At 72.1% G+C, this 24,720-nt stretch carries 25 protein-coding genes; 6 read left to right on the plus strand and 19 right to left on the minus strand.

The features are described 5' to 3' along the window. From QMO56_RS10595 to QMO56_RS10605, 3 genes are all read right to left on the minus strand, one after another. Nucleotides 1–987: a tripartite tricarboxylate transporter substrate binding protein gene (locus QMO56_RS10595; RefSeq protein ID WP_283525555.1), complete on the minus strand. Its 987-nt coding sequence runs from the start codon at nt 985–987 to the stop codon at nt 1–3. Between the two features lie 138 nt (nt 988–1,125). Next, nucleotides 1,126–2,142, minus strand: coding sequence for a hydroxyacid dehydrogenase (locus QMO56_RS10600; protein ID WP_283525556.1), 1,017 nt, complete (start codon nt 2,140–2,142; stop codon nt 1,126–1,128). Nucleotides 2,143–2,165: 23 nt separating this feature from the next. After that, nucleotides 2,166–2,843, minus strand: coding sequence for an RraA family protein (locus QMO56_RS10605; protein WP_283525557.1), 678 nt, complete (start codon nt 2,841–2,843; stop codon nt 2,166–2,168). A 128-nt stretch (nt 2,844–2,971) separates the two neighbouring features. On the opposite strand from QMO56_RS10605, the gene QMO56_RS10610 reads away from it, so the two are divergent. The 3 genes from QMO56_RS10610 to QMO56_RS10620 all read left to right on the plus strand — a co-directional run bounded on the left by QMO56_RS10610 (nt 2,972) and on the right by QMO56_RS10620 (nt 6,596). Further along, nucleotides 2,972–3,976 (plus strand): tripartite tricarboxylate transporter substrate binding protein, encoded by a 1,005-nt coding sequence (locus tag QMO56_RS10610; protein WP_283525559.1) that lies wholly within the window; start codon nt 2,972–2,974, stop codon nt 3,974–3,976. 10 nt (nt 3,977–3,986) lie between these two features. Then, entirely contained in the window at nt 3,987–4,901 is a 915-nt protein-coding gene (locus QMO56_RS10615; protein WP_283525560.1) for an SMP-30/gluconolactonase/LRE family protein, read from the plus strand. Between the two features lie 108 nt (nt 4,902–5,009). Beyond that, entirely contained in the window at nt 5,010–6,596 is a 1,587-nt protein-coding gene (locus QMO56_RS10620) for an ABC transporter substrate-binding protein (protein ID WP_283525561.1), read from the plus strand. A 191-nt stretch (nt 6,597–6,787) separates the two neighbouring features. On the opposite strand, the gene QMO56_RS10625 is transcribed toward QMO56_RS10620, so the two are convergent. The 8 genes from QMO56_RS10625 to QMO56_RS10665 form a co-directional block, all read right to left on the minus strand. Continuing rightward, nucleotides 6,788–7,531, minus strand: coding sequence for an IclR family transcriptional regulator (locus QMO56_RS10625; protein WP_283525562.1), 744 nt, complete (start codon nt 7,529–7,531; stop codon nt 6,788–6,790). Between the two features lie 451 nt (nt 7,532–7,982). Next, the gene (locus QMO56_RS10635; RefSeq protein WP_283525563.1) at nt 7,983–8,987 is read right to left on the minus strand and encodes an NAD(P)-dependent oxidoreductase; all 1,005 of its coding nucleotides are present in this window, start codon (nt 8,985–8,987) and stop codon (nt 7,983–7,985) included. Between the two features lie 158 nt (nt 8,988–9,145). Then, nucleotides 9,146–9,478 (minus strand): thioredoxin TrxA, encoded by a 333-nt coding sequence (gene trxA, locus QMO56_RS10640; protein WP_283525565.1) that lies wholly within the window; start codon nt 9,476–9,478, stop codon nt 9,146–9,148. Between the two features lie 156 nt (nt 9,479–9,634). Beyond that, the gene (locus QMO56_RS10645) at nt 9,635–11,773 is read right to left on the minus strand and encodes a YjbH domain-containing protein (RefSeq protein ID WP_283525566.1); all 2,139 of its coding nucleotides are present in this window, start codon (nt 11,771–11,773) and stop codon (nt 9,635–9,637) included. A gap of 103 nt (nt 11,774–11,876) precedes the next feature. Beyond that, nucleotides 11,877–12,617: a 2OG-Fe dioxygenase family protein gene (locus QMO56_RS10650; RefSeq protein ID WP_283525568.1), complete on the minus strand. Its 741-nt coding sequence runs from the start codon at nt 12,615–12,617 to the stop codon at nt 11,877–11,879. Then, nucleotides 12,614–13,894: a c-type cytochrome gene (locus QMO56_RS10655; RefSeq protein WP_283525569.1), complete on the minus strand. Its 1,281-nt coding sequence runs from the start codon at nt 13,892–13,894 to the stop codon at nt 12,614–12,616. Before QMO56_RS10655 ends, QMO56_RS10650 begins: the two co-directional genes overlap by 4 nt. Nucleotides 13,895–13,948: 54 nt before the next feature. Beyond that, nucleotides 13,949–14,107 (minus strand): MYXO-CTERM sorting domain-containing protein, encoded by a 159-nt coding sequence (locus QMO56_RS10660; RefSeq protein ID WP_283525571.1) that lies wholly within the window; start codon nt 14,105–14,107, stop codon nt 13,949–13,951. A gap of 6 nt (nt 14,108–14,113) precedes the next feature. Next, on the minus strand, nt 14,114–14,776 hold the full coding sequence (locus tag QMO56_RS10665; protein ID WP_283525573.1) for a dienelactone hydrolase family protein: 663 nt from the start codon (nt 14,774–14,776) through the stop codon (nt 14,114–14,116). An 83-nt stretch (nt 14,777–14,859) separates the two neighbouring features. Here QMO56_RS10665 and QMO56_RS10670 point away from each other — a divergent pair, with 83 nt between their 5' ends. Continuing rightward, the gene (locus QMO56_RS10670) at nt 14,860–15,069 is read left to right on the plus strand and encodes a DUF4169 family protein (RefSeq protein WP_283525575.1); all 210 of its coding nucleotides are present in this window, start codon (nt 14,860–14,862) and stop codon (nt 15,067–15,069) included. Between the two features lie 21 nt (nt 15,070–15,090). Here QMO56_RS10670 and QMO56_RS10675 read toward each other — a convergent pair whose 3' ends face one another. From QMO56_RS10675 to QMO56_RS10695, 5 genes are all read right to left on the minus strand, one after another. Further along, entirely contained in the window at nt 15,091–17,010 is a 1,920-nt protein-coding gene (locus QMO56_RS10675) for an ATP-binding protein (protein ID WP_283525577.1), read from the minus strand. Nucleotides 17,011–17,163: 153 nt separating this feature from the next. Then, nucleotides 17,164–18,258 (minus strand): redox-regulated ATPase YchF, encoded by a 1,095-nt coding sequence (ychF, locus tag QMO56_RS10680; RefSeq protein WP_283525578.1) that lies wholly within the window; start codon nt 18,256–18,258, stop codon nt 17,164–17,166. A gap of 109 nt (nt 18,259–18,367) precedes the next feature. Further along, entirely contained in the window at nt 18,368–18,775 is a 408-nt protein-coding gene (locus tag QMO56_RS10685) for a hypothetical protein (RefSeq protein ID WP_283525580.1), read from the minus strand. A gap of 4 nt (nt 18,776–18,779) precedes the next feature. Next, complete coding sequence (gene pth / locus QMO56_RS10690; RefSeq protein WP_283525582.1) at nt 18,780–19,352, minus strand: aminoacyl-tRNA hydrolase; 573 nt, start codon at nt 19,350–19,352, stop codon at nt 18,780–18,782. Nucleotides 19,353–19,367: 15 nt separating this feature from the next. Beyond that, nucleotides 19,368–20,006: a 50S ribosomal protein L25/general stress protein Ctc gene (locus tag QMO56_RS10695; RefSeq protein WP_283525584.1), complete on the minus strand. Its 639-nt coding sequence runs from the start codon at nt 20,004–20,006 to the stop codon at nt 19,368–19,370. Nucleotides 20,007–20,285: 279 nt separating this feature from the next. Here QMO56_RS10695 and QMO56_RS10700 point away from each other — a divergent pair, with 279 nt between their 5' ends. Together QMO56_RS10700 and QMO56_RS10705 are read left to right on the plus strand one after the other, a co-directional pair. Then, a complete protein-coding gene (locus QMO56_RS10700) occupies nt 20,286–21,305 on the plus strand; it encodes an extracellular solute-binding protein (RefSeq protein ID WP_283525585.1) in 1,020 nt (339 codons plus the stop codon). 16 nt (nt 21,306–21,321) lie between these two features. Continuing rightward, a complete protein-coding gene (locus QMO56_RS10705; protein ID WP_283525587.1) occupies nt 21,322–22,950 on the plus strand; it encodes an iron ABC transporter permease in 1,629 nt (542 codons plus the stop codon). A 7-nt stretch (nt 22,951–22,957) separates the two neighbouring features. Here QMO56_RS10705 and QMO56_RS10710 read toward each other — a convergent pair whose 3' ends face one another. The 3 genes from QMO56_RS10710 to QMO56_RS10720 form a co-directional block, all read right to left on the minus strand. Next, the gene (locus QMO56_RS10710; RefSeq protein WP_283525589.1) at nt 22,958–23,542 is read right to left on the minus strand and encodes a histidine phosphatase family protein; all 585 of its coding nucleotides are present in this window, start codon (nt 23,540–23,542) and stop codon (nt 22,958–22,960) included. Further along, complete coding sequence (locus tag QMO56_RS10715) at nt 23,542–24,165, minus strand: glutathione S-transferase family protein (protein WP_283525590.1); 624 nt, start codon at nt 24,163–24,165, stop codon at nt 23,542–23,544. Before QMO56_RS10715 ends, QMO56_RS10710 begins: the two co-directional genes overlap by 1 nt. 77 nt (nt 24,166–24,242) lie before the next feature. After that, complete coding sequence (locus tag QMO56_RS10720) at nt 24,243–24,716, minus strand: GNAT family N-acetyltransferase (RefSeq protein WP_283525591.1); 474 nt, start codon at nt 24,714–24,716, stop codon at nt 24,243–24,245. Between the last annotated feature and the right edge of the window lie 4 nt (nt 24,717–24,720).

Consider the following 24,720-nt stretch of genomic DNA (forward strand, 5'->3'; position numbering starts at 1 on the left):
TCACTCCAGCCGGATGCCGGCCTGCTTCACGAAGCCCTGCCAGCGTTCGCTCTGCGCCTCGAAGAATTCGGCGAACTGCTCGGGCGTGTTGGGCTCCGTCAGCAGGTCCTGGGCGCGCAGCTTGGCGGCGATCTCCGGCTGGGCCTGGGCCGCGTTCAGCAGGGTATTGAGCCGCGTCACGATCGCAGCAGGGGTGCCCTTCGGCAGGAAGACTCCGTTCCACTCATAGGTCTCGAAGCCCGGCAGCGTGTCCGAGAGGGGCGGCAGGTCCGGCAGCGAGGCCAGCCGGCCGCGGCCGGTCTGCGCCAGCGCGCGCAGGGTGCCCTCCTTCAGGAAGGCCGTGGGCCCGTTGGCATTGCCGAAATAGAGATCCACCTGGCCGGACATCAGGTCGGCATAGATGGGGGCGCCGCCCCGGTAGGGCACGTGGTTGACCGGCGCGCCGGACTGCCGCGAGAAGAGTTCCAGCGCCAGGTGCTGGATCGAGCCGATGCCGGCGGAGGCGCCGTTCAGCCCGCCCGGTGTGGCCTTGCTCAGCGCGATCAGTTCGGCCGACGTGCTGGCCTTCACCTTCGGGTTCACCAGCAGGAGTTGCGGCACGGTGATGGAGCGGAACACCGGCACGAAGTCGCGCTGCGCGCTGTAGCTCAGGTTGGTGAACAGGGCGGCCTCCACGGAGAGGCCGGTCGAGCCGTAGAGAACCGCATAGCCGTCAGGCGCCGCCTGGGCGGCCACGGCGGCGCCGATGGTGCCGGTGGCCCCGGCGCGGTTCTCGATCACGAAGGGCTGCCCCGTGGCCTCGGCCACCGAGGTGAACAGCAGGCGGGCCACCACGTCGGCAGTCCCGCCCGGCGGCCAGGGCACGATGACGCGCACCGGCCGCTTCGGCCAGGCGCTCTCCTGCGCCCGGCTCATATGGCCGGAGAGCAGCAGCATCGGGGTTGCCAGCAGGGCGGCGCGACGCCTCAGCCTCGGTGTACCGGTCATTCTTGTGCTTCCATCCGTTTCGTCTTGGCGCTGGCCAGCGGTTGCGCCACGGCCAGGCATGCGTCTGCGCTGCGCACGGGAGGCGTCCTCCCGTGCGATCGTCCTTGCCGGGTTCCCGAGGGGCTTGGCCCCCGGCGGTCAGGCCGGGTCGAGCGCGGCGGCGAGCCCGCCTTCGACCACCACCGCGCCCTCCACGGAGGGGCGGCGTCCGGCGAGCACGGCGATGATGCTCTCCGCCGCGCTGGTGGCCATGGCGACGGCGCCGCGCGGCGTGTTGGCCGCCAGATGCGGGGTCGGCACCAGGCGCGGATGCCGGCGCAGCGGACTGTCCGCAGGCAGCGGCTCGGTGCCGAAGACGTCCACGCCCGCCCAGGCGAGTTGGCCGGAATCGAGCGCCGCCAGCAGCGCCGCCTCGTCCACGATGCCGCCGCGGGCGGTGTGCACCAGGATCGCGCCCTTCGGCAGCCGCGCCAGCTCGGCGGCGCCGATCATGCCGCGCGTCTCCGGCTCCAGCGGGCAGTGCAGCGAGAGCACTTCTGCCCGTTCCAGCAGGGCGTCGAGCGTCGGCATGCGCTCGGCAGGGCCGGGCAGCGGTCCCTCGGGCAGATAGGGGTCATAGGCCAGCACCCGCATGCCGAAGCCGGCCGCGAAGCGCGCCACCTTGGAGCCGATCGCGCCATGCCCGACGATGCCGAGCGTCATGTCCTCGATGTCGCGCGTCATGCGGGAGGTCTTCTCCCAGAGGCCATCGCGCATCTTCCCGCTGACGTCGGGGAGGTCCTTCAGCAGGGCCAGCATCAGCGCCATCGCGTGCTCGGCCACCGAGCGGGAATTCGCCCCGGCGGCGCGCGTCACGGTCAGGTCGCGCGCCCGCGCGGCGGGGACGTCGATGCCGTCGATCCCGGCGCCGTGGCGGGCCACCACGCGCAGGTCAGGCGCGGCGGCGTCCATCACCGTGCCGTCGATGCGGCCCTGGCGGTGCAGCAGCGCCACGGGCCGGTGCGCGGCGATGGCCGCCAACAGCTCTGCCTCGCCGGGATAGCCGGTGGTGCAGACCGGGTTCAGCCCGGCCTGCTCCAGCATCGCCAGGGCTTCGGGCGCCAGCCGGGCGGCGGAGATGAGGACGACGGGGCGGCGGTCGGCGGCGGATGTCATGGCGGATCTGCCCTGGCCGTCGCTCATTCCAGCCCCTCGCAGCCGAGCCGGCGCAGCGTCGCGTCCACCCAGGAGGCGTCATGCGTGCCGGCCTCGATATTGGCCATCTGCTTCTGCTCGGCCGCCTGCTTGGCGGCGGCGGCGGCGTGGATTGCCTCGACGCTGCCGAAGGGCACGCAGAGCAGCCCGTCATCGTCGCCGAGCACGAGGTCGCCGGGCTCGATCACCATGCCGTCGAGGGCGATCGGCACGTTGATCTCGCCGGGGCCGTCCTTGTAGGGGCCGCGATGGGTGACGCCGGCGGCGAAGACCGGGAAGGATTGCGCGGCGATGGCGGCGCTGTCGCGGATCGCCCCGTTGATGACGATGCCGCCGAGGCCGCGGCGCACCATCTGCGCCAGCATCAGTTCGCCGATCAGCGCGTTGGTGAGGTCGCCGCCGCCATCGACGACGATGACGTCGCCCGGCGCGGCCAGGGCCAGCGCCTTGTGGATCATGAGATTGTCGCCGGGGCGCGTCTTCACCGTGAAGGCGGGGCCGCGCATCGGCGCGCCGTCATGCATCGGCCGCAGGCGCGGCCCGCCGGCGGTCATGCGGGACATGACGTCGCTGACATTGGCCACCGGCAGGTCGCGGAAGCGCTCCACCCAGTCGGCGGACACCGCACGGGCGCGCGGCAAAATCCTGAAGCCCAAGGCCATCGTCTTCCTCCAGCGATCCGCCGCCCTGCGGCGGCCTGGAAGGCAGACTTGCGGAGTGCGGGAAAAAATGCAACGTCATTTCGAAATTGCCGCCTGACCGGCCAGACGCTCTGGGAGGAGCCCGCTTGATGCCGCTTTCGACCCTCGCCAACCCGCTCCTGCCGCGCCGCCGCGTGCTGCTCGCCGGCGCCGCCCTGGCCGCGGGCGCGCTGTCCCGCCCGGCCCTGGCGGCCGCGTCCTACCCGTCCCGCCCGGTCCGTATCGTGGTGCCCTGGGCGCCCGGCGGCGCGGTGGACGTGGTGGCCCGGCGCATGGCGCAGAAGCTTTCCGGCCGGCTGGGACAGACCTTCGTCGTCGAGAACAAGCCGGGTGCCACCGGCACCATCGGCGCGGCGGATGTGGCGCGCGCCGAGCCGGACGGGCAGACCCTGCTGGCGATCGACAACACCTACGCAACCCTGCCCTACCTCTTCAACAACCTGCCCTTCGACCACGCCGAGGGTTTCGCGCCTATCAGCGTCAGCGCCTTCTCGCCGGTGCTGCTGCTGGTCAACGCCAAGTCGCCCTACAAGGACCTCGCCTCGCTGATCGCGGCGGCGAAGCGCGCGCCGGACAAGGTGACCTTCGGCTCCGGCGGCGTCGGCAGCTCGCTGCACCTCTCCGCCGAGGCCTTCCAGCAGGCCGCCGGGGTGAAGCTGTTCCACGTCCCCTACAAGGGCGGCGGCGAGGCGGTGACGGCGACCATCTCCGGCGAGGTGGACATGGCCATGCCCTCGCTCGGCTCGGGCCTCGGCGGCATCAAGGGCGGCCTGCTGCGGCCGCTGGCGATCAGCGGCAGCCACCGTGTGACGGCGCTGCCGGATACGCCCACCTTCGACGAGGCCGGCCTGAAGGGCTTCAGCATCATCAACTGGTCCGGCCTCGCGGCGCCGCGCGGCACGCCGGCGCCGGTCATCGACCAGCTCCACCAGGCGATGGCGGCCGCGCTGCGCGACCAGGACATGCGCGACTTCCTCGCCACGCTGGCGGCCGAGCCCGGCGGCATGCCGCCCGCCGATTTCGCCAAGCTGATCCAGAAGGAAAAGGCGCTCTGGGCCGACGTCGCCAGGCGCGCCGGCATCGAGCGGCAGTGAGGACCCGGCCATGAGCTTCTTCGCCCCGCCGCCGCGCGTCGAGACCACGCTCTTCTCCCGCCTGCCGGACCGCTTCCGCGAGTTGCGCCGCACCGCCTGGAGCGACGCCAACCGCGCCGGAAAGCCGGTGGACAGCTTCCTGGAAGGCCCGGTCTTCGACCGGAACGGCCAGCTCTACGTCACCGACATCCCCTTCGGCCGCATCTTCCGCGCCTCGCCGCAGGGCGAGTGGCAGCAGGTGGCCGAGTATGACGGCTGGCCGAACGGCATGAAGATCGCGCCCGATGGCCGCTTCGTCATCACCGACTACAAGCGTGGCCTGATGCTGCTTGACCCGGCCTCGGGCGCCGTCACGCCGCTGCTGGAGACGGCGCGCTCGGAAAGCTTCAAGGGCGTCAACGATCTCTGCTTCTCCGCCGCCGGCGACATCTACTTCACCGACCAGGGGCAGACCGGGCTACAGGACCCCACGGGCCGCGTCTGGCGCCTGGAGCCGGATGGCCGGCTGACCTGCCTGATCGACACCATCCCGAGCCCCAACGGCATCGTGCTGGCGGCGGACGGGAGCCACCTGCTGGTCGCGGTGACGCGCGCCAACCAGATCTGGCGCCTGCCGCTGCAGGCCGATGGCAGCGTGACCAAGGCCAGCATCTTCTGCCACATGCATGGCGGCCCGAGCGGGCCGGACGGGCTGGCGCTCGATCAGGAGGGTTGCCTGCTGGTCGCGCATGCCGGCTTCGGCACGGTCTGGCGGCTTTCGCCGCGCGCCGAGCCGCTGCTGCGCATCGCCTCCTGCGCCGGCTGGTCCACCACCAACCTCGCCTTCGGCGGCCCGGGCCGGCGCAGCCTGTTCATCACCGAGTCCGAGACCGGCAGCATCCTGCGCGCCGAGCTGCCCGCGCCGGGCCAGGTGCTGCCGGCCTGATATCCCCGCCGCCAGGAAGGCGGCTGCCGGATCGAACGCGACGCGCGCCGGCCGGCGCGCGCCAGCAACCAAGCGCCCCGCAGAGGGCACGAGAGGAAGGTCCACACCATGTTGCGACGTCATTTCCTGGGCGCGGCCGCCGCCGCGACGCTGGCTCCGCTGGCCATGCCGCGCCTCGTGCGAGCGGGGGAGAAGAGCGTGCTGCGCTTCATTCCCTTCGTGGACCTGTCGCTGCTCGGCCCGGTGGCCACCACCGCGACGCCGACGCGCAACCACGCCTTCATGGTGTTCGACACGCTCTACGGCCTGGACGCGCAGTTCGAGCCGCAGCCGCAGATGGTGCAGGGCCACACCATCGAGGATGACGGCCGCCGCTGGGAGCTGACGCTGCGCGAGGGCCTCAGGTTCCATGACGGCAGCGCCGTCACCGGGCGCGACTGCGTCGCCAGCATCCGCCGCTGGGCCGCGCGGGATTCCTTCGGCCAGGCGCTGATGGCGGTGACCGACGAGCTCTCCGCCCCGGACGACCGCACCATCCTGTTCCGCCTGAGCAGGCCCTTCCCGCTGCTGCCCGCCGCGCTGGCCAAGGCCTCGCCGAGCATCTGCGCCATCATGCCGGAGCGGCTGGCGAAGACCGACTCGGCCAGGCAGGTGACGGAGATGGTGGGCAGCGGTCCATTCCGCTTCCTGCCCGACGAGCACATGGCCGGCGTGCGCGCCGCCTATGCACGCTTCGACGGCTACGTGCCGCGGCCGGACGGCGTGGTGGGCGGCACCGCCGGCCCGAAGGTCGCGCATTTCGAGCGGGTGGAATGGACCGTCATGCCGGATGTCTCGGCCGCCTCCGGCGCGCTGATGGCCGGCGAGGCGGACTGGTGGGAAACCCCGTCCCCCGACCTTGTCGCGCTGCTGAAGCACAACAAGGATCTCCGCGTGGAGGTGAAGGACCGCCAGGGCCTGACGCCGATCCTGCGCTTCAACTGCATCCAGCCGCCCTTCGACAACGTCGCGCTGCGCCGCGCCGTGCTCGGCGCGGTGGACCAGTCGGAGTTCATGCAAGCTTACAGCAGCGATCCCGAAACCTGGCACGTCAAGCTCGGCATGTTCTGCCCGGGCACGCCGATGGCGAATGACGTCGGCTTCGACCGGCTGTTCGGCAAGACCGACATCGCGCGCGCCAGGCAGGAGGTGGCGGCCTCCGGCTACAAGGGCGAGAAGGTCGCCTTCATGCTGCCGATGGACCATCCGGTCAGTGCGCCGATCGGCCAGGTGGGCATCGACCTGTTCCAGCGTATCGGCCTGAACGTGGACGTTCAGGCGATGGACAGCGGCACGCTGTTCCAGCGCCGCAGCTCGCGCGAGCCCGTGGAGAAGGGCGGCTGGAGCGTCTTCCCCTCCATGGTCTCCGGCCTGAACATCCTGAACCCGGCGGTGACCAGCGTGGCGCGCGCCAACGGGTTGAAGGGCTGGTACGGCTGGCCGACCAGCGCGGAGGCGGAGCGGCTGCGCGATGCCTGGATGGAGGAGCGCGACCCGGCCGCGCAGAAAAAGCTGGCCGAGCAGATGCAGGCCCAGGCCTGGGAGGACGCCACCTTCCTGCCCACCGGCCAGATCTTCCAGCCGATGGCCTGGCGACACGACAGCGACGGCGTGCTCGACGGCTTCGTGAAGTTCTGGAACGTCCGGCGGGCCTGAAACATCCGACCTGTCCTCGACGCCGACGGCGCGCGTTCACGCGGGGGCAGTCAGGAACGCCCTGGCCACAGGCGGGGCCGAAAACCGGCAGAAGAAGGAGGGGGTTTGGGGGAGTTCACTCCCCCAGGCTTGCCGGCCAGATTGGCAAGGCCAGGTCCCCGCTTGGGAATGGCTGCGGGCGCACTCCGGCCTCAGGCGGCGCTGGAAGGTGGCGGCAGGCGGATCTCCGGCATCCGGCCGCCCAGGCTGCGGGTCAGCCGCGCCGCGGCCTCGCGCAGGATGGGACGGACCGCCTCCGCCGCCTCCGCCGTCAGGCGGGTGATCGGGCCGGTGACGCAGACCGCGCCGGCGAACTGCTCATCCGGCCCGAAGGCCGGCATCGCCATGCCGGCGACATGCGGGTCGTTGGCGCCGGCGGTGTAGAGCGGGAAGTCCTGCGCCGTGGCTGCCGCCGGCAGGGGCGAGGTGGTGAACAGCCGCAGCACCTGTGCGATGGCGGAGCCATCCATCGGCAGCCTGTCGCCGGGCCGGACATGCAGCCGCAGCCGGTGCGGCGAGTCCACGCGGAACAGGCAGAGCCGGCTGTCGCCCCGGCGGATGTAGAAGGAGGCGCTTTCCCCGGTGCGTTCCACCAGCGTCTCCAGCACCGGCATCACATGCGCCTCAAGCCGGAAGGATTGCTGGTAGATCATGCCCAGGCGCAGCAGCTCGGCATCCAGCCGGTACTGCCCCTCCGGCGTGCGCGCGAGATAGCCGAAGGCCTCGAGCGAAACCGCCAGCCGCATGATCGTCGTCTTGACCAGCCCCGTCCGCGCCGACAGCTCGGCCAGGGACAGCGCGCCATCGCCCTTGCGAAAGGCGCTGAGGATGGTCAACAGGCGCTCCGCCGAGGCGACGCCCTCCAGCGCAGGAGCGGGCCGAATTTTGCCGGTCATGGCAGCAGGTCTAACGCCCGGCATGCATCCCGAGCAAGCATTCTACAGGTCGTGTCCGAGGTGGTGCCGCAGGGCCTGACCGCCAAGCCGTTGGCGGCCAGCACGCGACGAATTTCATGGGCTTACACCCCCGCACCGCACGCTGATCCAGGCTTGGCGTGCCGGTGGCAGAGCATTGCATCGACCGCCGCGGGACATGGCCACGGGGTGATGCGCCCGGGAGTGGCCGTCCAGACGGCGAGTGCACCGGTCACGAGGGCGGCCAGGGTAATGCCAGCTCTGGCCAAGGTCTCCGATGGTAGAACACCGGGCACGGGCGGGCGGGCGACCGCCTTTCGGCTGGGCCTGCTCAGGCGGCAGGAGCGGCGCAACCGCCGTCCACGGATCATCAGGGGCAGGAGGCTTCGCCATGCTCCCCGCAACACCGTTCAGCAAGTTTCGTTGAACGCTTTCATTCCCTCGGCACGAGATAGTCCGGCACCATCTGCAGCCATCGCAGATAATCGGCATAGGCCGCCTCAGGCAGGAATTCCGGCGCATAGCCGAACTCCTCGCGCATGCGCCCGATATCCTCCACCGCACGCGGCCCCTCATCGTGGAAGGGCACCGTCACCTCCGCCGGATCCGCGGATTGCCGCCAGCGGAAGGCCGGGTAGTGGCGCGCCAGCGCCTCCGCCCAGAGCAGGATGCGAGCCCCCCACTCCACGCCGGCCGAGATGTTGTAGACCGGCCAGCGCGGCCGCGGCGCATCGAGCAGCAGGAGCAGGCCGCGGGCGAGGTCGCGCGCATAGATCCAGGGGCGGGGCAGCAGGGTTGCCGGCAGCACCGCCGCCTCGCCGCGCAGCGCGGCGACGGCGAGATGCATGTGCGGCGTGAGCAGGTCCCGCACGCCGGTGTCGCGTTCCCAGGGGCCGAAGACACCGCCGATGCGGGCGCAGACCAGGTCGAGGCCCCAGAGGTCACGCAGCCGCAGCGCCAGCCGCTCGCCGGCATATTTGGTGATGCCGTAGACCGAGACGGGAACCGGCGGGGTGGTGTCCTCGCGCATCGGGCCCGGCAGGCGCTGGCTCTCGCCGTAGACGCTGATGGAGGAGGGAAAGACGATGCGGCCGACCCCCGCCGCGCGCGCGGCGCGAAGCTGGCCGACGGCGCCGAGCAGGTTCACCTCCAGGATTGCCTCGGTCTGCTCCGCCTCGCGCTGCGGCCCGGCGGTGATGGCGGCGAAGGGAAACATCGCGTGGATCTTGTGCGCCGTGAAGACGGCGCCGAGGGCGGCGGCATCCAGCACGTCGCCCCGCACCAGATCGAGGCGGCCGGGCAGGTGCGCGAAGGCCGCGGCCGCCGCGGTGGGCAGGTCCTCCCGCCCGTAGACGACGACATGCTCGCCGCGGGCCAGCAGGGCCTCCACCAGGTTGAGCCCGACGAAGCCGGCGCCGCCGGTCACGAGAATGGCCATGGCGGCTTCTGCTCCATGCTGTTCTGCTTCAGCGAGGATCCGGCCTGCCGCCGCCGGGGGTCAAGGGGGCCGGCGCGGCAGCCAGGCCCGCCGCCAGAGCGGCGGCCAAGCCGGGCAGGCGCCGCCGGCGGATCGGGCGGTGCGGCGCCGCCCCGGCGTTACTTGCTGAGCGCGCCGGCGATCCAGTCCTTCAGCGCACTGCGGGGCAGGGCGCCGACCTTGGTGTCCACCGGCTTGCCATCCTTGAACAGGATCATGGTGGGAATGCCGCGCACCGCGTAGTCGTTCGGCGTCATCGGATTCTCGTCGATATTGACCTTCGCCACGGTGAGCTGGCCGGCATAGTCCTTGGCGATCTCGTCCAGGATCGGCGCCACCATCCGGCAGGGGCCGCACCACTCGGCCCAGAAGTCCACCAGCACGGGACCGGAGGACTCCAGCACATCCTGCTTGAAGCTGTCATCGCTGACGGGCTTGGTGAGTTCGCTCATGTCTGTTGCTTCCTCAGGGAGCCCGGAGCCGGGCGTGGGGTTCGGCAGAGGAAAGTCGTGTGGCGGAGCCGCCGGGTCAAGCACGGCGCGATGCGGCGCTGCCTTGCACGCACCGCGCCGGTCGGGCCGGGCGGGTGCGCCGTGCCTGCCCGGCCGCTATCCGCCGAAGCCGGGAAGGCCACGCCGCAATGCATCCATGCGGCCGTCCCGCGTCACCTCCCAGAGGGGATTGTCCACCGCCAGGCGCTGGCCGCCGTCGCGCTGGATCGGGCGGATCAGTGCCGTGCCCACGGAGCGGCTCTGCCGCCCGAAGAGGTCCAGCGGGATGCGGATGTAGAGGCCCTTGTCGAAGGAGCCCTCGCCGAACTCGGCGGCGGAGACGTTGGTGAAGGTGGCGAAGCCGCCGACCTCGATGCCGGAGTCGAAGCGCCGGCCCAACTCGACGGTGGCGCCCCAGTCGCCCGCCAGATAGCGTCCGGCGCGCAGGATGCCGTAGAGGTTCCACACCGGCAGGTCGGCATAGAGCGAGACATGCCCGGTTGCCACCGCGTAGTCGCGGAAGCCGAGCTTCTGATCGTAGTCGCGCTGCTTCACCCAGTTCAGGTCCAGGCCGAGGGCGAAGGGGCGGTCATGCGGGCGCCACAGCACCTCGCCCGAGACACCGCCGAACATCGGCTCCAGATAGCCGGCCGTGGCACGGGCGAAGATGTCGGGGGCGAGGTTCCAGATCCGCTCGGCGTAGAGGGCGGAGATCGCCGTCTCGCCCTCGCGGGCATATTCGGCATAGTCGGTGCGGACATGCGGCAGCACGCTGTCCGAAGGCAGGCCGCCGGAAAGGTTGCCGAACAGCGCCTGCTGCAGCGCCCCCGCCACGGCAAAGCCCGCCCCCAGCTCCACCCGCGCCCCCGCCGCCAGCGCCGCCTGCCAGCGCAGGGTGCGGGAGGGATCGCCAAGCTGCAGGCCCAGGCGCGGCGCCACCTCCCATTCCCAGAAAGGGCCGGGATCGCGCTGCGCACCGGGCGCGAGATCGCCGGTGGCGGGCAGCAACCGGGTGCCCAGCCAGGCTTCCTCGGGGCTGCCCTGGCCGGCGGCGATGCCTTCCAGCGCGCCACGCGGCACCTCGACCACCGCCATCTCCACCCCCGCCTGCCACCAGCGCAGGCGCAGCATGCCCGCCTCCCGCGGCAGCACGCCATTGGTGGCGCGCAGCACCCGCGCGGCCACCTGCGGCAGGGTGCGGAAGGCGCCGCCCTCGAAGGCGATCTCCACCACCACCTCATCCTGCCGGTAGGCCAGCGGGCGGAAGCCGGCGGCGGCCAGGGCATCGAACACCGCCTGGGCCTGCGCCGCCTCGCCGACGGGAACGGCCGCGGCGCGGGCAGGCATGGGCGGCCGAGGCGGCGGCGGGAGGGAAGGCGGCGCGCCAGGGTCCAGCCGAAGGGAGAGGCGGAACAGCAGGTCGGTGCCGTGCACCCAGTGCAGCCCGGCATCGAGCCACTCGTTGGCCCATTGCAGGCCGAAGTTGAAGCGCGATTCCGCCTCGCCGCGCAGGTTGCGGGTCCGGGCGGGATAGCCGCCGCGCTCGTCGCGCAAGGCGTCGCCCGACCACTCGGCCTTGGCGCGCAGCCCCTCCACCTGGCCCCAGGGCGTACCGAAGCCGGGCACCGACCACTCCACGCCGGCGAAGGGCGCCATGTCCTCGCCGCGGAACCAGTTGAACTGCACCGTGCCACCGCGCCCGACGTCACGCGGGCGGCTGGCGAAGCGGTCATCGAGATGGGCGAAGGGGTTGGTCCATTCGCCGCCGGTGCCGAGCCGGCCCCAGCCCAGCCCGGCCGTGAGGTCCAGCCCCCACCAGCGCTTGGAGGCGGCGATGTACTCGCCGGAATAGAGGCCGGTGCCGATGAAGTCCTGCAGCCCGGCCACCACGGCGGGCAGGTTGTCGCTCTCCTGCAGCAGCCGCAGCTTGAGGTCGAAGGCACGGTCGGTGGTCATGCCGGAGCCGGCGGTGGCGTCCAGCCGCTCGCTGAGGCGGAAGGTGGTCTCCAGGAAGGGCAGGGCCTGGAAGTTCAGGAACCAGAAGCGGCGCTGGTGGCGCAGGGCGGCGCCGGCTTCCAGCGTGCCGTCCTCACGCATCCGGGCGTTGCGGGTCTCGATCAGGCCGACCCCGCCGAAATCGCTGCCGGTGGGCGGGATTTCCTCCGCGCCGGCAGTGGCCAGCCCCGCCAGCAGCAGGAGCCCGGCGAAGCCGGCGGCTGAAGCGGCCCTTCTGGCTGCTCTCGCTGGTTGAGTCACGATTTCGTGCTTCTAGGCCAAGGCCGGGGGCCTCCGCCAGGAAATTCAGGTGCCTGCCGAAACGGCGCGGGGGCAGGGGCAGAGCCCCTGGCACTGCGGGGAGCTACACGGCCCGCCGGAAGGTCAGCACCAGCACGTCGCGATGGCCGGGCCGGGCCGGATCGAGCGGCACCACGGGCGTGACGCCGTGCCAGACGCGGTGGTCGTCGAGCAGCACGCTGTCCAGCGGGTCCTGCAGGGTGAAGCTCGCGGCCTCCTCGCTACGGCCCTCGACGCGGATGCCGGTGACGCCACCCGCCACGTTCTCGCGCGCGACCAGCGTGACGAGCACGAAGTCCACGCCGTCCCGGTGCATTCCCTCGGGAGTGGGCTTCCCCGCCTCGTCAGGGCGCGCCTGGATGCGGAACTGATGCATCTCGACATGCCAGTCGGTGTCGGGGCACAGCCTATCGAAGACGGCGCGCGCGCCGCCGAGCAGCGCGGCGAGTGCCGGGCTTCCGCCCACCTCCGGCGTCACCGGCTCGAACCAGCGCTGCACGCCGCCGTTCAGCGGATTGTAGTCGAGGCCCTGGTAGTGCGGCTGGTGCGGCCCCCGCTCCAATGCCGGATCGCCGGCGCGCAGCCGGAACACGGCGTGGCGGCGCAGCCGGTAGCGGCCCCGGTCGGCCATGTAGGTGTCGGGCCGCAGATCGTCCCAGGAGGCGGCGAACTCCGCCCAGGCGTTGCCGGCGAGGTGCCCGCCCGCCGGGTCGAACAGCCGCCGCGCCGCCGCGGCGGGCAGCGAGGCGAAGCCTTCGCGGGCAATGGCCTCGGCCGGTTCCGATGGGGAAGTGCGCGCATTCATGGTCGTGTCGCCTGTTGGAGGAAGCGCAGCAGTGCTGCCATGTCGTCCGGGTTGTCCAGTACCTGCACCGGCATTCGGGTGCCGGGCAACACCATGTCCGGGCCACGGGTGAACAGCTCCGCCACGGTTTCCGGCGTCCAGGTAAGGTCGCCACGGCTGAGGCGCTCGGAATAGGGATATCCCGCCACGCTTCCCATGCGGCGGCCGAACAGCCCGGCCAGATGCGGACCGGCCCTGAGGTCGGGCTGGCCGGGTGCGGGGGCGGCGAGGCCGTGGCAGGCGCCGCAGGCGCGGAACACCCGCGCGCCCTCCAGGTCCAGCCCGGCCCGCCGCTCCGCCGGCGGGGCCGGCTCGGCACCCAGGGCCAGGCCGCGCAGCATGTCGAAGGTGCGCAGGCGGCCATCGGCGCCGCCGGTGAAGAGCCGGGTGCCGTCGGGACTGAAGCCCAGCGCCCAGACCGCCTGCCCGGCAGAGGAGAGGCTGTGCCGCAGCCGCCCCTCCGGCAGCACCCAGACCGAGATGCCCCCGCCTGGCCCGGCGGCGGCCAACAGCGCACCGTCGGCGGAAGCGGCCAGGGCCGCGAGGGGCGCATGGCCCGCCTCCAGCCGCCGCAACGTGCCTTCCGGCGCCAGCAGCCGCACGGTGCCGTCCACGCCCGCGCTGGCGAGGGTGCCATCCGGCAGCGCCGCCAGCGCGGTCTGCGGCAGGCCGAACTCGGCCAGGGTTAGGGGCGGCGCGCCCTCCGGCCAGGCACGCAGCGTGCCGTCGGCGCCGGCCGTCACCGGCACGCCGTCGGCGCGGAAGGCCGCGGCGGTCACCTGGCCGGCATGCCCCTCCAGCACGCGCGCGCTGCCATCTGCCAGGCGCCAGAGCCGCGCGGTGCCGTCCCAGGCGGCGGAGAGCAGCAGGCCGTCCTGCGCCGCCAGGGCGGCAATGGCCGAGCTATGACCCTCCAGCACCCGGTCCGGCGCAATGGCGCCCCCGGCGGGCCAGAGGGCGATGCGGCCCTCCGCGTCGCCGCTGGCGAAGCCGCCACCGGGCAGCGCCACCAGCGCCTGCACGGCGGACCGGTGCCAGCGCGAGACCTGCAGCGGCCGCGACAGGTCCGCCGGCCAGACGATCACCGCCTGGTCGAAGCCCCCCGAGGCCAGGCGGGCGCCATCGGCCGCCACGGCCAGCGCGCGCAGGGCCGCGCCATGCAGCGGCACCTCCTGCGCGCGGGCGGGAAGGCCGGCCAGGACCAGCAGCAATGCGACAAGGGACCGGAGCCCGAACATGCGGGCAAGGATGGAACGGAGCGGCGGCGGTGGAAAGAGTTGCCGCCGCCGGGCTCAGCGGCTGCGGCGGCGGCGGAAGGCCATGGCGAGGGCCGCCACTGCCAGGAGCAGCAGCACGCCGAGGGGTGGCGTGCCGAAGCCCTCCGGGTCCCAGAAGGGCAGCGCCGCCATCAGCCCGAGCGTGGCCGTGACCAGCAGCAGATAGCCCGTCATGGCGCGTCAGACGAGATGCTTGCCGAGGAAGGACAGCGTGCGCTGCAGCGCCTCCGCCGTCGCCTCCGGGTTGTAGGAGGCGCGCTCCTCGCAGGCGAAGCCGTGGCCGGCGCCGGGATAGACGAAGACCTCGACCCCCGGCTGGGCAGCGCGGATGGCTTCGACGTCGGAGAGCGGGATGCCGTGATCCTCGGCGCCGAAATGCAGTTGCACCGGGCAACTGGGCTTCTCGTCCTTCGCCGCGGCAATGCCGCCGCCATAGTAGCCGACCGCGGCGGCGAAGCGCTGGCTGCGGGTGGCCCCGTGCCAGGCGACGGTGCCGCCCCAGCAATAACCGATGATGCCCACCTTGGCGTTCTGCGGCAGCGCCAGGGCGGCGGCCTCGACGTCCAGCAGCGTCGCCGCGGGGTCGATCCGGCCGCGCAGCGCCAGGCCCTGCTTCACGTCGTCCGGCCCGTAGCCCAGCTCCACGCCCGGCTCGGCGCGGTCGAACAGGGCGGGGCAGACCACGGCGAAGCCCTTGGCGGCGAAGCCCTCGCAGACATGGCGCATGTGGCGGTTCACACCGAAGATCTCCTGCACCACGACCAGGGCGCGGGTGGCCTCCTCAGGCCCGGTGCGCCAGGCGGACAGGCGGTGGCCATCGGCGGCGGCGAGTTCGATCTGCATGCGAGCCTCTCAGTCGAGCGGTGCTGTGCTCTCCCGGCGGCGGGGCGATTTCCCGCGGGCCGGTTCCAGCCTATCCTCCGACCATGGCAGAGATCGTCAACCTCAACCAGCACCGCAAGGCGGCGGCCCGGCAGGCGGAAGCCCGGCAAGCCGCTGCCAATCGCGTGAAGTTCGGCCGCAGCAAGGCGGAGAAGGCGCGGGAGGCGGCGGCGGAGGCGCAGCGCCGGGCGCTGCTGGACGGCGCCCGGCAGGAGGAGAAGTCTTCTCCGGCCAACTCGCCCGCGAAGGACTGAGCCCGGCCGCGCAGGCTGGCCCTATGCCGCCGGAGCGGAGCCGGCCGGGGCCGACTCGTCGAGCCGGGGAGGCGGGGCGGCGCCCGCCGGCTGGCCCGGCCGCCCGGCTTCCGGCGCAGGAGCCGCCCGGTTCCGTGCCGGCAGGCCGCGCAGCACCGCCTGCAGGCTCACGCGGCTGACCGGCTTCGCCAGGCAACCGTCCATGCCGGCCGCGCGGCAGGCTTCCTGTGCCTGCGGCGAGACCTCGCCGGTGAGCGCGATGATGATCATGCGCGGTGCATCGGGCCGCCCCGCCTCCTGCGCCCGGATCCGGCGTGCGGTGTCCAGCCCGTCGATCCCCGGCATCTGCAGGTCCATCAGCACCAGGTCGGAGGGCCGCTCGGCCAGCATCGCCAGGGCGGCCTCGCCGCTCGCGGCCTGCCGCACGACATGCCCGCCGCCTTGCAGCAGCGCCTGCACGACCATGCGGTTCACCGCCACATCGTCCACCACCAGGACGTCGCGCGTCGGCACGGCCGCCGGCGGCGCCGCGGCAGCAGGGGCCTCGGCAGGGGCGGCCTGCAGCGGAAGATGCACCCAGAAGCGGCTGCCCCGCCCCTCCGGGCCGGGTTCCACGCCAAGCGTGCCATGCATCGCCTGCACCAGGCCGGCGCAGATGGCGAGGCCGAGCCCATATCCCTCCGGCGCCCCTTCGCGGGCCGCGCTGGGCAGGCGGCTGAAGTCGCGGAACAGCAGGGCGCGCTGGGTGGCGGAGATGCCAGGCCCCGTATCGGTCACCGCCAGGCGCAGGCTGCCATCTGACCAGCACTGCATCGCCAGCAAGACCTCGCCGCCCCTGGGCGTGAACTTCACCGCGTTCGCGAGAAGGTTGAGCAGGACCTGCTGCAGCCGCCGCCCATCTCCCAGCATGGCGGAGGGAAGGTCGGGGGCGATCTCCGTCCGCAGCCGGATGCCCTTCTGCGCCGCCTCCGGGCGCACCAGTGCCAGCGCGTTCTCGCGCAGGGAGGAGAGCGGGACGGGCGCGGACTGCAGGGTCAGCCGCCCCGCCTCGACCAGCGCCAGGTCCAGCACATCATTCACCAGGGCCAGCAGGTGCTGCCCCGCCTGTGTGATCACCGTGACCTGCTCCCGTGCTCCCAGGGGCAGAGCGCGGCTTTCGGAGAGCGCCTGCGAGAGGCCGAGCACGCCATTCAGCGGCGTGCGCATCTCGTGGCTCATCCAGGCGAGGAAGCGGGACTTGGCGGCGCTGGCCTGCTGCGCCGCATCCCGCGAGGCGGAGATGGCCTCCAGCAGCTGCCGCTCGCCCCGCTCCCGGAACAGCGCCAGCAGGGCAAAGCTGCTGCCCACGCCATGCAGGATGGACTCGAGCAGGATGAGCTTCACCCAGGGATTGTCCGGCAGGACAGCGGTCCGGGTCCATTCCGGCTGCAGCAGCATCAGGGGAATGCGCAGCAGGATCAGCCCGCCATGCAGCCCGAAGGCGCCGGTGAGCAGGATCCGGCAGGCCAGCCCCTCCGGCCGGCCCCGCCAGAATTCCACGGCGGTGGCGATCAGGGGAATCCCGGACAGCACCGAGGTGACCAGGATGCGGAACTCGACCAGCTCGCTGCCCGGCAGGCGTTGTGCCATCAGCCAGAGCAGCCCAGGCAGCAGCGCCAGCCAGAGCGGGGCCGGGCGGCCATCGAAGCGCCGGGCGCCACGCCAGCAGAAGCCGCCCGCCAGCAGGATCAGCAGATTGCCGATGTCGATGGAAAGCAGGTCGGGCACCACCCCGCGCGCGCCCAGCAGCAGGGTGCCGACCGCGACGCAGAGCAGGGCCATTCCCCATTCGCGCAGCCCCACGGTGCGGTGGCGGTGCAGCGAGAGGCCAAGCCATACCAATCCGAGCAATGCACTGATGAGGGCACTGAGCAGGAGGAGGGTGGTGCTGTCGAGATGCAACGGCGGCGGACCGAGGTTTCCTCACGGAGGAGATGAGATGGCACGAAATTCCGCCAACCGCACTAACTTACCGCCGCCCGGGCAGCAACTCCTGAGTGAAGATCCTGCGGGTGTGCCGCGCGGATGGACGCGCGGGGATGCCGGGTGCCCTCCTCAGACGTTGAAGCGGAACAGCATGATGTCGCCGTCGCGGACCACGTATTCCTTGCCTTCCACGCGCATCTTGCCGGCTTCCTTGGCGCCCTGCTCGCCCTTGCAGGCGACATAGTCGTCATAGCCGATGGTCTCGGCGGCGATGAAGCCGCGCTCGAAGTCGCCATGGATGACGCCGGCCGCCTGGGGCGCCTTCATGCCCTTGATGATGGTCCAGGCGCGGGCCTCCTTCGGCCCCACGGTGAAGTAGGTGATCAGCCCGAGCAGGCCGTAGCCGGCGGCGATGACCCGGTCGAGGCCGGAATCGCTGAGCCCGAGGGTCTCCAGAAAATCGGTGCGGTCCTCGGCGGCCATCTGGCTGATCTCGGCCTCGATGGCGGCGGAGACGACCACCGCCTTGGCCCCCTCGGCGGCGGCGCGGGCGAAGACCTTCTCGCTATGGGCATTGCCGCTGGCGGCGTTGGCCTCCTCCACGTTGCAGACGTAGAGCACCGGCTTGGAGGTCAGGAGCTGCAGGCGGCGCACCGCCTCCTCCTCGCCCTTGGGGATGGAGGCGCGGGCCGGCCTGCCGTCGCGCAGCCCGGCCAGGATGGGTTCGATCAGCGCCACCTGGGCGGCCGCTTCCTTGTCGCCGCCGCGGGCGCGCTTCTGCAGGCCGGTGACGCGCTTCTCCAGGCTGTCCATGTCGGCGAGCATCAGCTCGGTCTCGATGGTGTCGGCGTCGCGCAGCGGATCGACGCTGCCCTCGACATGGGTGACGTCGTCATCCTCGAAGCAGCGCAGGACGTGCACGATGGCGTCCGTCTCGCGGATATTGGCGAGGAACTGGTTGCCCAGGCCCTCGCCGCGGCTGGCGCCGCGCACCAAGCCGGCGATGTCCACGAATTCCAGGCTGGTCGGCACGACCTTGGCGCTCTTGCCGATCGCCGCGATGGTGTCGAGGCGGGGGTCCGGCACGGCGACGCGCCCGACATTCGGCTCGATGGTGCAGAAGGGATAGTTGGCGGCCTGGGCTGCCGCGGTCTGCGTCAGCGCGTTGAACAGGGTCGATTTGCCGACATTCGGCAGGCCGACGATACCGCAGTTGAAGCCCATGACCGTCCTCGGGAAGTCTGTTCCGCACTGATGGCGGGGTCCGGGGTGACACTGTCACCCCGGCGGGGGTTCCAAGGGGGCGGCGCCCCCTTGGCCAGGCCTGGGTCCTTTAGCCCAGCCCGGCGGCGATTTCCTGCGCGATCTGCGCGGCGGCGATGCGCGCCGCCGCATCATCCGTCGGCAGCGCGAGGGCGGCGGCGCGGAGCTGCGTCACGGCGCTGCCGAGCGGCACGTCGAGCGCCTTGGCGGCGGCCGCGATCAGCCCGCCCCGCGCCTGCCCCTGTGCTTCGGACACGACCTGCGCCATGGAAAGGGCCAGCGAGGCGCGCGCGGCGGCGGCCTCGATGGCGCCGACATGGCCGGTATCGCTGGTCTCCAGCGCGGCGGCGGTGCTGGCGAGGGTATGGGCCTGGGCCAGCAGGGCGGCCGCGAGGGCGGCGGCGCCGTTCGCCATGTCCTCCGGGCCGGGGCCGCCGAATTCCGCTTCCAGGTCGGCCGCCGCGTCGTCCATCGCCATGATCTCAATTCTCCTGGGTCAACAGGGCCACGCGGGTCATGAAGGCTTCCCGCTCGCCGCGCGCCAGCATGGGCGCGGCATCCGCCACCGCATCCAGCATGGGCTCCAGCCAGGTGTCCACCTTGGCGAAGTTGCCGAGGACATGGCCGGTGACCTTCTCCTTCATGCCGGGATGGCCGATGCCGAGGCGCACGCGCCAGTAGTCGGGCGTGCCGAGGCGGCGGTCCATGTCGCGCAGCCCGTTATGTCCCGCCGCGCCGCCGCCCAGCTTGACGCGGATCCTGCCCGGGGCGAGGTCCAGCTCGTCGTGGAAGACGGTGATGTCGGCGGGGGGGATCTTGTGGAACGCGGCGGCCGGCTGCACCGACTCGCCGGAGAGGTTCATGTAGGTCTGCGGCTTCAGCAGCAGGACCTTCTGCCCGGCGAGGCTGCCCTCGGCCACCAGCCCCTTGTAGCGGCTGCGCCACGGCGTGAAGCCGTGGCGGCGGGCGATGGCGTCGAGGACCATGAAGCCGATATTGTGCCGGTGCCGCGCCTGGCCCGGCTCCGGATTGCCGAGACCGACCCAGAGCAGCACCGGACAGCCTCCGCCTTACTTCTTGCCCTTGCCCTTCGGGGCGGGGGCCGGCGTCGCGGCCGGAGCCTGGATCACCACCTCCTCCTCGACGGTGGGCGGCGCGATGGTGGCCACCACGAAGTCACGGCCGGTGATCACCGGCTTGGTGCCCTTGGCGTCCGCCACGTTGGACCAGCGCAGGCTGTCGCCGATGCCGGCATTGGCCAGGTCGATCTCGAACTGCTCCGGCACCTGATCGGGGTCGGACATCACCTCGACCTCGCGGCGGACGACGTTCAGCACGCCGCCTTCCTTGATGCCCGGCGAGCTCTCCTCGTTCTGGAACACGACCGGCACCTTCACGCGGATCAGCTGGCCCGGGGCGAGCCGCTGGAAGTCCACGTGGATCGGCGTGTCCTTCACGGGGTGGAACTGCACCTCGCGCATCAGGCAGCGCTCGGCCTGGCCGTTCACCGCCACCTCATAGAGGTGCGACTGCCAGCCGCCCTTGTGCATCTCCTTCATCACGTCGCGCGGGTCGAGAGAGAGGAGGGTGGCCTCCTGCTTCGCGCCATAGATGACGGCGGGGACACGCCCGCCACGCCGGGTCGCGCGCGCCGCCCCCTTACCGGCCCGCTCGCGCGCCTCGGCCTCGATCCGAATGGTCTGGACCATTGCTTCAGCTCCAATCAGCAAAGGCGCCGCGCCGGCCTGGCCGGGGCGCCGGGTCAATCTCCGCCTCCGGGCGGGTGCCCGAAAACAGTTGCGCCGGCCTCCAGGGGTGCCAGCGCAGCGGCGCGGGGATTAGCAAGAATGCGCCCCTCGCACAATGCCGGCGATTGGGGGCGGTCGGGGTCAGGCACCGGCGGCAAAGATTACGTAATTGACACTCATTTGCAATCATGGGAACAGCAGGCGCTGGCAAATCGCGGCAGATCCTCCGGGAGATTTCTGATGTTCCGTCGGCTTGGCACCACCCTTGGGGCGCTGTCTCTGCTTTTCGCCGCCCAGCTCGCGCAGGCGGCGGAGGTCAACCTCTACACGACGCGCGAGCCCGGACTGATCCGGCCTCTGCTGGAGCGCTTCACGGAAAAGACCGGCACCACCGTCAACACCGTCTTCGTGCAGGGGGGGCTGGCCGAGCGGCTGGCGGCGGAAGGCGCGCGCTCCCCGGCCGACGTCGCCATGGTGGTCGATATCGGCAACCTGATGGAACTGGTGGACCGCGACCTGTCCCAGCCCGTGCGCTCCGGAACGCTGGAGGCCGCCATCCCCGCCGGGCTGCGCGGCGAGGACGGCCGCTGGTTCGCTCTCTCCACCCGGGCGCGGGCCATCTATGTCTCGCGCGAGCGGGTGCCGGAGGCCGAGGCCGCCAAGCTGGCCTATGAGGACCTCGCCGATCCGCGCTTCAAGGGGAAGGTCTGCATCCGCTCCGGGCAGCACCCCTACAACACCGCCCTGTTCTCCGCGCTGCTGGTCGAGCATGGGGAGGCCTGGCTGCGCGATTACCTGACGAAGCTGAAGGCCAACCTGGCCCGCCGTCCTGCCGGCGGCGACCGCGAGGTGGCGCGCGATATCCGGGCCGGCATCTGCGATATCGGGCTGGCCAACACCTACTATGTCGGCATCATGCTCTCCGGCCGCGGCGGCGAGGAGCAGAAGGGCTGGGGCGAGGCGATCCGCGTTGTGCTGCCGCAGGATGGCGCCATGGTGAACGTCTCGGGCGCCGTGGTGGCGCGCCATGCGCCGAACCGTGCCGAAGCGGTGAAGCTGCTGGAATTCCTGGCCTCGCCGGAAGCCCAGACGCTCTATGCCAAGGTGAACTTCGAGTACCCCGTGCGTGCCGATGCCGCGCTGGACCCGATCGTGGCCGGCTTCGGCACGCTGAAGGTCGACGCCGTCCCGCTGCCGCAGGTCGCGGCGCAGCGCGCTCGCGCCAGCCAGATCGTGGACGAGGTCGGCTTCGACCGCTGAGGCGCGGCCGCCACCGATGAAGGGCCTGCGGCTGGCGGCCGCACTGGCCGCCGCCCCGGTGACGCTGCCGGTGCTGGCGCTGGCGGCGGCGGCGCTGGCGGGCTCGGGCAGTCTCTGGCCGCATCTGCTCCGCTTCGTGCTGCCGCAGGCGGCGCTGGAGACCCTCTGCCTGCTGGGCGGCGTCGGCCTCGTGGTGGTGGTGGTGGGTACCGGCACCGCCTGGCTGACCTCCTGCTACCGCTTCCCCGGCCGCCGGCTGCTCTCGGTCGGGCTCGTGCTGCCGCTGGCGCTGCCCGGCTATGTCGCCGCCTATGCCTGGCTGGACGTGCTGCATCCGGCCGGGCCGGTGCAGACCCGCCTGCGCCATCTGCTGGGCCTGACCGACCCGCGCGCCATTCCACTGCCCGAGATCCGCTCCCTCGGCGGCTGCGTCCTGGTGATGGGGATGGTGCTCTACCCCTATGTCTATCTGGCCGCCCGCGCCGCCTTTCGCACCCAAGGCGTGGAGGTGCTGCGGGCCGGGCGTGCCTCCGGTGCGGGCGGAATGCTGCTGTTCCGCCGCATCGGCCTGCCCATGGCGCGGCCCGCGGTGGCCGCCGGCGCCGCGCTGGCGCTGATGGAGGCGTTGAACGACATCGGCGCCGCCGAGTTCCTGGGCGTGCGCACCCTGACCGTTTCGGTCTACGTCACCTGGATCACCCGCTCCTCGCTGGAGGGGGCGGCGCAGATCGCGCTGGTGCTGCTGGCCCTGGCGGCCGGTGTGGTGGCGCTGGAGCGCTGGGGCCGGGCGCGGGAGGGCCATGCCACCACCCGCCCGGAGGCCCCGGAGCGTCAGAAGCTGCCTCTGTCCGCCGGCCTTGCCGCCAGCCTCGCCTGCGCCCTGCCGGTGCTGCTGGGCTTCGTGGTGCCGGCTTCCTACCTGCTCTGGGCCGCCTGGATGCGCGTGGCGGAATTCGGCCTCCCGCCCGACCTGCCGCGCTGGATCGGCAACAGCGCCCTGCTGGCGGGCATGGCGACGCTGCTGGCCCTCCTCGCCGCGCTTCCACTGGCCTTCGGCGCGAGGCGGGACAGCCCCGGCCGGTCCCGGCCCGGCCCCGGCGTGGCGCTGCTCAGGCTGGGCATGCTGGGCTATGCGCTGCCGGGCGGCGTCGCGGCGGTGGGGCTGATCATCGCCTTCGGCTGGATCGACGACGCGCTGGGCCTGCTGGGCCGCTGGGCGCCCATGGCGCTCTCCGGCAGCATGGCCGCGGTGGTTGCGGCCTATGTCATCCGCTTCCTGGCCATCCCGACAGGCGGGCTGGATGCCGCCTATGCCCGCATCCGGCGAGAGGTGGACTGGTCCGCCGAATCAATGGGCGCGACCGCTGCGCGGCTGCTCTGGCGGGTGCATCTGCCGCTGCTGCTGCCGGCGCTTTCGGTGGCGGCGCTGCTGACCTTCCTGGATGCCATGAAGGAACTGCCCGCCACCCTGCTGCTGCGCCCGCTGAACACCGAGACCCTGGCCACCGCCCTCTATGCCGAGGCCGCACGCGGCACCTATGAGGAAGGTGCCGTGGCGGCCCTGGCGCTGGTGGTGGTTGGGCTGGCGCCGATCGTGCTGCTGGGTGCCGGCGGCCTCCGGAAGGTGGTGCCGCCGGCCGGCTGAGTCGGCTTCAGGCCGCCGGCAGCCCCAGCGGCTCGAAGCGCCAGGCGGTCTCGCCCGGTGCCGGAGGCGTCACCCACATGGGCAGCGCATTGGGGGTGCGGACATTCGGCGGCAGCCCTGCATCGGCGCGGAAGGCACGCCAGAGGGCGCCATGCGCCACCACCAGCACCGGACCCGGCAGGGTCAGGCAGTGGTTGATGGCTGCCGCGGTGCGGGCACGGAGCTGGGCGAAGCTCTCCGCCCCCTCGGGGGTGAAGCGGCCTTCCACCCAGTCGTCGAACCAGTCCGCCATGGGCTGGCCCTCCTGCACGCCGAAGGAGACCTCCCGCAGCGGCTCGTAGATCTGCACCGGCAGGCCGAGCACCGCCGCCACCGCCTCGGCCGTGTTCCGCGCGCGGCCCAGCGGGGAGGAGACAATGGTGACGATCTCCTTGCCCCGCAGCGCATGGGCCGCCCGCTCGGCCTGGGCGATGCCGATGCTGTTCAGCGGGATGTCCACATTGCCCTGGGACAGGCCGCGCGCGTTCCAGTCCGTCTCGCCGTGGCGGAGGAACCAGAAGGGCTTCTGCGTGATCGGGGCGATGTCCGGCATCAGGCGTCCAGGCCCTCGGTGGCGAGGGCGCGCTGCACCGCCGGCCGCGCCAGCATGCGCTCGAAATGCGCGGCGATGCGCGGCGGCAGCGTCATGTTCATGCGCTTCACCGCCCAGTAGCTGACGAAGAAGACGGCCGCATCGGCCACCGAGTAGCCGGAGGGCAGCACCCACTCCTGGCCGGCCCACTGCTTCTCCAGCACGGCGAAGCCCTTTTCGGCGATGCCGCGGCCCTGCTCGACCACCTTCGGATGGTCGGCCTCGCTGGGGGCGAAGCGGGCCTGGTTGAACAGGCGGCTGAAGCCCTGCGGATGGATGGTGCCGCAGGCATAGTCCATCACCTCGTAGGCGCGGGCCTGCGCCTCGATCCCCTCCGGCCAGAGCTTCGACTCCGGGTTGCTGGCCGCCAGCCAGAAGGCGATGGCCGGCCACTCGGTCAGCACCGAGCCGTCGTCGCGCTGCAGGGTCGGCACCTTGCCCTTCGGATTGATGGCCTGGAACTCGGGCGTGTTCTGCGCGCCTTCCTTGAGCGGCGTGCGCACGGCCTCGAAGGGCTTGCCGATCTCCTCCAGCACGACATGGATGCCGAGCGAGCAGGCGCCGGGGGAATAGTAGAGCTTCATGCCTGTTTCCTTCCTGGCCGTCTGGCCTCGGGCGCGAAGCATCGGCGGCGGGGCCGGGCGGCGCAAGGGGGAGAGGTTCAGGCCAGCGGCTTGGCCAGCTCGGTGGCGTAGGTGGCGAAGCCGTGCCGGCGGTAGAGCGCCTCCGCACGGTGATTGCCGGCCAGCACCCCGATCATCAGCCGCTTCACCCCGCGCAGGCGGGCCAGGCGCTCGGCCTCTGACAGCAGGGCGCGGCCGATGCCCTGGCCACGCCAGGGCTCGCGCACGAAGAACTCGGCGACATGGCCGTACTCGTCCTCGACGATGCAGGGGGCCTGCCGCTCGAAGCTGAGGAAGAGGTGGCCGATCACGGCGCCGTCCACCTCGGCGACCAGGGCATGGCCGCCATGGCCGGCGACGCGGCGCTCGGCCTCGCCCAGCGCCTCGGCGGCGCCGGCCAGGTCGGTACGGCGGTCGCCGGAGAGGGGCTGCTCATAGAGGTGCAGCCCGAGGAACTGCTCCAGCAGCGCCGCCCGGTCGGCGGCCGTGGCCGCGCGGAGCGTGAGGCGCATGGTG

It is taken from the genome of Roseomonas sp. E05 (assembly GCF_030063475.1).
Classification (GTDB): domain Bacteria; phylum Pseudomonadota; class Alphaproteobacteria; order Acetobacterales; family Acetobacteraceae; genus Pseudoroseomonas.

Bases quoted from the DNA above. Each gene is read 5' to 3' on its own strand.
- QMO56_RS10625 (WP_283525562.1), bottom strand. From the start codon at position 7,531: ATGACCGGCAAAATTCGGCCCGCTCCTGCGCTGGAGGGCGTCGCCTCG.
- QMO56_RS10615 (WP_283525560.1), top strand. From the start codon at position 3,987: ATGAGCTTCTTCGCCCCGCCGCCGCGCGTCGAGACCACGCTCTTCTCC.
- QMO56_RS10710 (WP_283525589.1), bottom strand. From the start codon at position 23,542: ATGCCGGACATCGCCCCGATCACGCAGAAGCCCTTCTGGTTCCTCCGC.
- QMO56_RS10685 (WP_283525580.1), bottom strand. From the start codon at position 18,775: ATGGCGATGGACGACGCGGCGGCCGACCTGGAAGCGGAATTCGGCGGC.
- QMO56_RS10665 (WP_283525573.1), bottom strand. From the start codon at position 14,776: ATGCAGATCGAACTCGCCGCCGCCGATGGCCACCGCCTGTCCGCCTGG.
- QMO56_RS10700 (WP_283525585.1), top strand. From the start codon at position 20,286: ATGTTCCGTCGGCTTGGCACCACCCTTGGGGCGCTGTCTCTGCTTTTC.
- QMO56_RS10660 (WP_283525571.1), bottom strand. From the start codon at position 14,107: ATGACGGGCTATCTGCTGCTGGTCACGGCCACGCTCGGGCTGATGGCG.
- QMO56_RS10695 (WP_283525584.1), bottom strand. From the start codon at position 20,006: ATGGTCCAGACCATTCGGATCGAGGCCGAGGCGCGCGAGCGGGCCGGT.
- QMO56_RS10670 (WP_283525575.1), top strand. From the start codon at position 14,860: ATGGCAGAGATCGTCAACCTCAACCAGCACCGCAAGGCGGCGGCCCGG.
- QMO56_RS10600 (WP_283525556.1), bottom strand. From the start codon at position 2,142: ATGACATCCGCCGCCGACCGCCGCCCCGTCGTCCTCATCTCCGCCGCC.
- QMO56_RS10595 (WP_283525555.1), bottom strand. From the start codon at position 987: ATGACCGGTACACCGAGGCTGAGGCGTCGCGCCGCCCTGCTGGCAACC.
- QMO56_RS10705 (WP_283525587.1), top strand. From the start codon at position 21,322: ATGAAGGGCCTGCGGCTGGCGGCCGCACTGGCCGCCGCCCCGGTGACG.
- QMO56_RS10610 (WP_283525559.1), top strand. From the start codon at position 2,972: ATGCCGCTTTCGACCCTCGCCAACCCGCTCCTGCCGCGCCGCCGCGTG.
- ychF (WP_283525578.1), bottom strand. From the start codon at position 18,258: ATGGGCTTCAACTGCGGTATCGTCGGCCTGCCGAATGTCGGCAAATCG.
- QMO56_RS10720 (WP_283525591.1), bottom strand. From the start codon at position 24,716: ATGCGCCTCACGCTCCGCGCGGCCACGGCCGCCGACCGGGCGGCGCTG.
- QMO56_RS10605 (WP_283525557.1), bottom strand. From the start codon at position 2,843: ATGGCCTTGGGCTTCAGGATTTTGCCGCGCGCCCGTGCGGTGTCCGCC.
- trxA (WP_283525565.1), bottom strand. From the start codon at position 9,478: ATGAGCGAACTCACCAAGCCCGTCAGCGATGACAGCTTCAAGCAGGAT.
- QMO56_RS10715 (WP_283525590.1), bottom strand. From the start codon at position 24,165: ATGAAGCTCTACTATTCCCCCGGCGCCTGCTCGCTCGGCATCCATGTC.
- QMO56_RS10650 (WP_283525568.1), bottom strand. From the start codon at position 12,617: ATGAATGCGCGCACTTCCCCATCGGAACCGGCCGAGGCCATTGCCCGC.
- QMO56_RS10635 (WP_283525563.1), bottom strand. From the start codon at position 8,987: ATGGCCATTCTCGTGACCGGCGGCGCCGGCTTCGTCGGGCTCAACCTG.
- QMO56_RS10655 (WP_283525569.1), bottom strand. From the start codon at position 13,894: ATGTTCGGGCTCCGGTCCCTTGTCGCATTGCTGCTGGTCCTGGCCGGC.
- QMO56_RS10620 (WP_283525561.1), top strand. From the start codon at position 5,010: ATGTTGCGACGTCATTTCCTGGGCGCGGCCGCCGCCGCGACGCTGGCT.